Origin of the sequence: Streptomyces sp. NPDC002619 (assembly GCF_042889305.1) — a bacterium.
Taxonomy (GTDB): domain Bacteria; phylum Actinomycetota; class Actinomycetes; order Streptomycetales; family Streptomycetaceae; genus Streptomyces.
The window spans coordinates 1-6,228 of record NZ_JBIAQV010000115.1 but is presented as its reverse complement, the minus strand read 5'-3'; the positions used below and the strand labels follow the sequence as shown (position 1 = coordinate 6,228).

The window sequence follows — 6,228 nt, the reverse complement described above, 5'->3', positions numbered from 1 at the left end:
CCATCGAAGTAACAGGCCGCCAGAACAGCAAAACCATCTTCACATCCACCATCACCGGACCCGCCAGCTGACGACCAAAGCCACGCCATCGCCGCCGCCCGCACCAGGGGCACCCCGGCACGGCCCCCGAACGGCACCCGCGTTCCCACGGACACCGCCCCGACAGCCTCTCCAGCGAACTGCGACCCGACGTCCCGCACGCGACACCGACACCGGTGCCGAACGGGCCGGTGTCAGAACACCGCAGGAGAAACCGAAGAACGCGACCCGCCCACCAGCCAGGCCGCGGCACCCGCCCCGGGCGCCGCGGCCGGCCGCCACGCGGACCCGACGGCCGTCCGCGAAGCCGCCGCACACCGCCGACGCACCTCCGACTCAGGTCACCGGCCCCACCCGGGGGTGCTGCGCAAGAGGGACTCCACGAGCGCGGTGACATGACGACGGTCGGCCTCCGACAGCCGCTGCACACTCGCGATCAGCGTGGCGATCTCCGGGTCGGACGCCGTGCCCGCACCGTCCTCGAAGTACAGATGGATCCCGCACGCCTCCGCGGCCGCCCTGCGCACCGCGTCAAGCGGCAGCTCCAGCCCCCTCGCCAGACCCTCCAGCGTCGCCTGCTGCGGCATCCGCGTCACCTGCGCCACGGTCGCCAGATGATGCACCGTCGAGCGCGGGATACCGCCACGCCGGGCCACGTCACCGTAGGACCAGCCCTGCTGCTCCAGCCGGTCCTTCACCAATTCCTGCAGTGCGTTGGCCACGAGATCGATTCTCCCTGCTAGCACGGCGGTTGAGCAAACACTCTTGAACGGCCTGCCATCAGGTGCTACAGAGGCTGACGTCCAACCTCGTTGGACGATTCGTACGGCACCCGTGACTGCGAAGCCGTACGACCGTGCGTGCTGCCGCACTCATCACGTTCCTTTCTCCGGACACACCCAACGTCCTCCCGGGCCCGGACACTTCGCCACCACGACCGCCGGGTTCAACGCTTCACCGCGCCGTGCGTCACGCCCGTCCCGCAGGTGCGACCCACCAACGCACCGACGCAGCACCGCCGAGCCGGCGGTGCCGGGGACGGTGAGTCACCCTGTAGTGCCGGAGGCGGTGAGACGGCCGGCAGCGGCGCCGGGGACGGTGAGACGGCCGCGCAGGCGCGGCGCCGAGGGTGACTTCCGGGCCGAACAAGCCGGTGATCACGTCGAAGGTGTGGTCCTCGCGCAGCCGGGCCCCGGTGGCCCGGCCGAGCCCGGCGGCCGGCTCCTGCCCGGGCAGGCCAGTGTGCCGCCGCCCGGCGCGGCACGGCGGTTCGGTGCGGACAGCGTGGTGCTGGCGCAGCCGGGTCTCCGGCCGCCCTGGCGCGGGCCCTGCGGATCGCGTCCGGGGACTGACAGCCGGTCAGCAGGGTGAACGGGCCGGTGCCGGCCAACAGGGTCGGGTCGGTCGGGTGGAAGGCCCGTTGCGGGCCCGGGCCGGCGGGCCGGGCCCGGAGGCGGTCGACCGTGCGGGTACGGCCGGCGGCCGGATCTCTGCGGCGACCGGTGAGGACCGTGGGGCTGATGACGCGGTGTCGTCGCCGGCGCGTCACGGATGCAGGCCGCGCGGGGCGCGGACCCGGCCAGCGACGTCGGCGGCGTCCTCGGCGCCGGTCCGCCTCGCCGCGGTGGCTCTCGCGGGCGCGGTGCCTGGCCCGACCGCGGATGCGGTGCACCAGTCGGTCGTGGTGGAGCGGGAGCCTGACGGCCGGGGCCGCTGCGCCGCCGGCCAGGTCAATGCCCGGCGTGGCCTGCGCGCCCAGGGCCGGGGCGTCCGGGGGGTCTGGCGGCTGCGGCTCGTCGGCGGCGGCGCGCCGCGAGGGCGGCCGCCGGCCGCTCCCGTCGGTCCTGATGCAGTGGTGATGAGTCCTGTCTGGATCGGCGCCGGCCCGGATCGCAGTCATGTGGTGCCTGCGTGCGGTGTGCTGGCGGTGCCCGGCGCGGACGGCCTCGCCGCCGCTTCCCCGCACGGCGGTCACGCGCCAATCCCCGTGGGAGGCCGGGTCGTCGTGGGGTGCCGGGCGGCCGGTGAAAGCCGCACACTCCAGAGCTCTTCCACCGCACCCGGCGCCCGGCGTTGTGCTGCGCGAGGCGGTGGGCAGAGGGAGTTTTCGGCGAAAGTCGTTGCCAGGCTTGTTCGGGGACGAGGGCGGCGCGGCCGATGTCGCCGCTCCTGCCGATTCCGGCGCCGCGCCCCGGTATCCGCAGGTGGTGAGCCCGAGCGGTCCGCCGGCCACCGCCCTGCACAGCGCCGAGAATGCGTGACGGCGGGCGGCGGCGGTGCCGGGCGTGGGCCGGGTGCGGAGTCAGGGAGCGGCAGCAGGGTGCCGTCCGGGCGGAGGGCACCGCACCCCCGGACCCGGGGGCCCGGTGTGTGCCGGGGTACCGGGTGTCCGTCTGCCTGCCGTCGCTGCTGCGGCGGACGGCCGCACGGTCCGGCTGCGGCCCACGTACCGTCCAGGGGTTCACCTGGCGCACGCCCCGCCGACGGCACGTCTGCAGAGCCTGGTGAAGATCGCCGGGCTATGGGCTGCGGGAGCGCCGGTCCCCTCGTGCGGCTCGTGCGGGTACCGGTGACCGGCCGTCCGGGAGATGCCGGCGCCAGCGGGCCGGGCGGGCGCACACGCCTCTTCGCGCAAGCAGCACGGCACGGCGTCGGGGGCCGCCCGGGCGGCCCCCGACGCCCATGGCCCGCCGGGCCGGTCCGGCGCCCGGGGGCGGCCCGGCGGGGAGGTCGCGGCGCGGCAGGGAGGTCGCGGCGCGGCCCGCAGGCATCGGGCGGGGCGGCACGGGTGACGGTGTGAAGCCTCCGGTCCGGCGGACGGCCCGGCGGGGGGAACCGTCCCGCCGGGGGGCTGTGCGTGCGTCTGCGGCCGGGGCCGTCCCGTCCGCCCTGTCCGTCCCGTCTGTCCCGTCCGGTTCCCGGCAGTTCGTCCCGCCGGGGCATCGCTCGTTCCGCCGAGAAGGCCTCGCCGTCAAGGGGGCGGCTGCGAGGGCGGCGGACGGTCGTGGGGCTCCCGGGCGTTGCCGGGAGCCCCAGGGCGGTGCGGCCGAGTCAGTGCGGGTCAGTAGTGGTGACGGTTGCAGTCCCAGCGGTCGTCGCAGTCGCGGTTCTTCCAGCCGCTGTTCCAGCCGCCCCGGTCCCAGCGGTCGTCGCAGTCGCGGTTCTTCCAGCCGCTGTTCCAGCCGCCCCAGTCCCAGCGGTTGCCGCAGTCGTCCCACCGGTGGTGCCGGTGTTTCCCGCACCGGCCGTAGTCGTCGTCGTCATAGCCTTGGTGCAGCAGCCGGTGGGAATGGGCCGGGACGGCCGCGGCGGTGGAGGCCATGGCCGTGCCCGTCAGGGGAATGGCGACCGCGGCGACGGTCAGGGCCGCCGTCGCGGTAGCGCGTGCCAGTTTTCTCACCGTGTTTCTCCTTGCTTTCGGTGAATTGCCGGATGGCGTGCCAGACATTACTTGGCCACTGCTCCGAGCTCATTCATCCAACCGCTCTTCTGCGGCTCACCGGACCACAATTGGCGACGGGTCACATGATGCCGGGACATGCTTTGAGCTCTGCTTATTCGGTGTTTTCGGGTCTCGTTAACGAGGCGGGGGAAACACTCTTCAAGGTGATCCTTCTCCGGCATGTCGCGGTTTTCAGAAAACCCCCGTGAAAGGTGAAGAATTTGTTTACGGGTGCCCCGTGAAATGCGATGAAGAATTCTCCCCATATTGTTGTCGGCGGGGGCCCGGGATGCGGGAACGTTGTGCCGTCGGATCGTATGCGCCCCGTGTTCCGCGCAGTCGGTGGCGTGGTCAGCCTCGGTAGACGGTCAGGACGGCCCCGCTCACCTCGATGCGGCGTTCGTGGAGTTTCTCCCCGCAGCGCAGTGCGGCCAGGCACTTCCCAAACAGCTCCAGTTCCTCCGCATCGAGGACGGCGGCGGCCAGGTTCATCAGGTCGTTCAGACTGGAGGGGGTGAGGGCCTCGGGGAGTTCACCGGAGAGCAGGACCACCGGCTCTCCCGTCCTGTCCCGCACGACGGCGGTCGCGGAGGCTCCGTGGACGACAAGCACATGCACCCCTCTCGCGGAGGTTTCGGACGGTTCACCCGTCTCGCGGGACGAGAGAATAGCCACCGCCCGGCCCGCCAACATGGTCCGAACGGCCCCGAGTTGACCCGATCGGGTGGCGGTGCGCTGCGCGCCAGTCCGGCCCTGCGTCCGGTCACGGCGGCCCCCACCTGCGGTTTTCCCCGGCGGGCGAGATGTCTGGCAAGGGGCGATGTGCGTGAAGCGGTTGTCGAGGGTTTCCGCCACCGACTACTGTCCAATCTCGTCAGACAGATCGTCCGGCATGGATGGACGCTCCGGACCGGACACGGCCGCCCATGCCCCCTTCAGCAAAGGAACCACCATGCTCGGCATGCGTGAGCTCGACGCGGAGTCCGCACAGCTGCTGCCCGGCCGCGAGGCCCTGGGCCGGCTGAAGTTCAGCTTCGTCAAGACGACCAACGTCACCAAGCACGTCGCCTACGTCGACGCGCACAACGAGTCCGCCGCGGCGAACTACTGCTCGCCCGAGGCCATGGCCGCCTCCGCGGCCAACCAGTCCATCAAGATCAGCCAGTAACCCACCCCACCCCGAAAGAGGACCCACCATGAACAACGACCAGCTCAACGCCGAGTCCGCCGAACTGCTGCCCAGCCGCGAGGCCCTGGGCCGGCTGAAGTTCAGCTTCGTCAAGACGACCCACGTCACCAAGCACGTCGCCTACGTCGACGCGCACAACGAGTCCGCCGCGGTGAACTACTACTCCCCCGAGGCCATGGCGGCTTCCGAGGCCAACCAGTCCATCCACATCAGCCAGTAACAGCCGGCCGGGCATGCGGACCGTGCCCCATGACGGCACGGTCCGCACCCGGGAAAACCGGGGAGAAACCGGGGAAAAAGGAGTGACCGGTGGACGACGGTCAGGGGGCCCACGACCCCGCTCCCACGGGGACGGCGCTGCGCGACGCCGACGCAGCACACCATCCCGCGGACGCAACACACCCCGCGGACGAAACGTATCCCACAGACGGAACACATCCCGCGGACAGGGCGTTCCCCGTGGACGGAACGTATCCCCGGGACGAAACACATCCCTCGGGCGGGGTGTATCCCCGGGACATGTGCGGGCAGCCGCTGTTTCCCGTCCTACGGCCCGGGGCGGGACTGCAACGCCTGGGCGAGTACCGGGGATCCGGCTCCAGATGGTCCCCCTCACCGCCGCCGAACTCGGCTACGCCCTGTGGAACCTCCCCCGCCTCATCGAAACCGGACTGCGCTCCCTGACCGAGCAGGCGGCCGGAACCTTCTCCGCCTTCGCCGACGACCGGATCACCGTCGGACTCGTCGGCACCCTCGGCGAGTTCATGCTCCTGTGCCCCCTGGTCGGCGCCGCCTACCTCTGCGTCCGCGTCACCGGCGGCTCGTACGCGCCACGCTCCGTGCCACCGAGAACAACACCCGCCTGCGTCGGCACCCTGGCCGCCACCGGCGCGCTCGCCGCGGCCTGGCTGGGCGGGATGACACCCCAGCCCCTCCCGCCCAAGCCGCCCATCGTCCCCCTGCTCCAGCCCGGCGTGCCCACACTCCGCACACCGGACTCACCCCCGGCCCAAACACCGCAGGACGACGCCCGGCCCGAGCCGCCCCACCCCACCGGCCCCACACGGCAGGCCAGCTCACCCACCCCCAGCCCCTCAGCCTTACCGTCCGACGAAGCCAGCACGGCAAGCGCCTCCACCCCGGCCCAGACCCAGGCCGCCGCCCACGCCGACCGAGAAGACGAGCCCCAGCCCGAGCCGCGGACAGAACTCGACGCCACCCGCGCCCAGCCCTTCGGCCGGTACGCCCAGCGTCACACCGTCCATCTCACCCCCGGCCAGCGGCTTCCCGACACCCACCGTGAGCTTCCCCGGCCCCCTCAGTTCGTGACACCCGGCCCCGATGCCGCCTCCACGTGACCTCCCGGCCCCGCATCGCCCGTACGACCGCGCAAGGAGAACACCCGTGAGCCACCGCAAACCACGCCCCCGCACCGCCCGCAGCACCGCCCTCCGCCTGGGCACGCTGACCACCGTCTGCCTGACCGGCCTCGCGACCGTGACGCCGGCGGGCGCGATGACCGGATCGCGGGTCACCAGCGGTGTCGGCATCGCCGTGG

Annotated in this window: 6 protein-coding genes; 3 read left to right on the top strand and 3 right to left on the bottom strand. The window is 72.4% G+C overall.

Annotated elements, in window-relative coordinates; all coding sequences use genetic code 11:
- Positions 1-380: 380 nt before the first annotated feature.
- The 3 genes from ACFYXB_RS45375 to ACFYXB_RS45365 form a co-directional block, all read right to left on the bottom strand.
- Positions 381-761: a helix-turn-helix domain-containing protein gene (locus ACFYXB_RS45375; RefSeq protein ID WP_389591343.1), complete on the bottom strand. Its 381-nt coding sequence runs from the start codon at positions 759-761 to the stop codon at positions 381-383.
- 2,339 nt (positions 762-3,100) lie between these two features.
- Entirely contained in the window at positions 3,101-3,439 is a 339-nt protein-coding gene (locus tag ACFYXB_RS45370) for a hypothetical protein (RefSeq protein ID WP_389591341.1), read from the bottom strand.
- A gap of 393 nt (positions 3,440-3,832) precedes the next feature.
- Positions 3,833-4,093 (bottom strand): hypothetical protein, encoded by a 261-nt coding sequence (locus ACFYXB_RS45365; RefSeq protein WP_351368170.1) that lies wholly within the window; start codon positions 4,091-4,093, stop codon positions 3,833-3,835.
- Between the two features lie 349 nt (positions 4,094-4,442).
- Between ACFYXB_RS45365 and ACFYXB_RS45360 the strand changes: the two genes are divergently transcribed.
- The 3 genes from ACFYXB_RS45360 (at position 4,443) to ACFYXB_RS45350 (ending at position 6,028) form a co-directional block, all read left to right on the top strand.
- On the top strand, positions 4,443-4,649 hold the full coding sequence (locus ACFYXB_RS45360) for a hypothetical protein (protein ID WP_389591339.1): 207 nt from the start codon (positions 4,443-4,445) through the stop codon (positions 4,647-4,649).
- A 28-nt stretch (positions 4,650-4,677) separates the two neighbouring features.
- Positions 4,678-4,890 (top strand): hypothetical protein, encoded by a 213-nt coding sequence (locus ACFYXB_RS45355; RefSeq protein WP_389591337.1) that lies wholly within the window; start codon positions 4,678-4,680, stop codon positions 4,888-4,890.
- Positions 4,891-5,272: 382 nt separating this feature from the next.
- The gene (locus tag ACFYXB_RS45350) at positions 5,273-6,028 is read left to right on the top strand and encodes a hypothetical protein (RefSeq protein WP_389591335.1); all 756 of its coding nucleotides are present in this window, start codon (positions 5,273-5,275) and stop codon (positions 6,026-6,028) included.
- Positions 6,029-6,228: the final 200 nt, after the last annotated feature.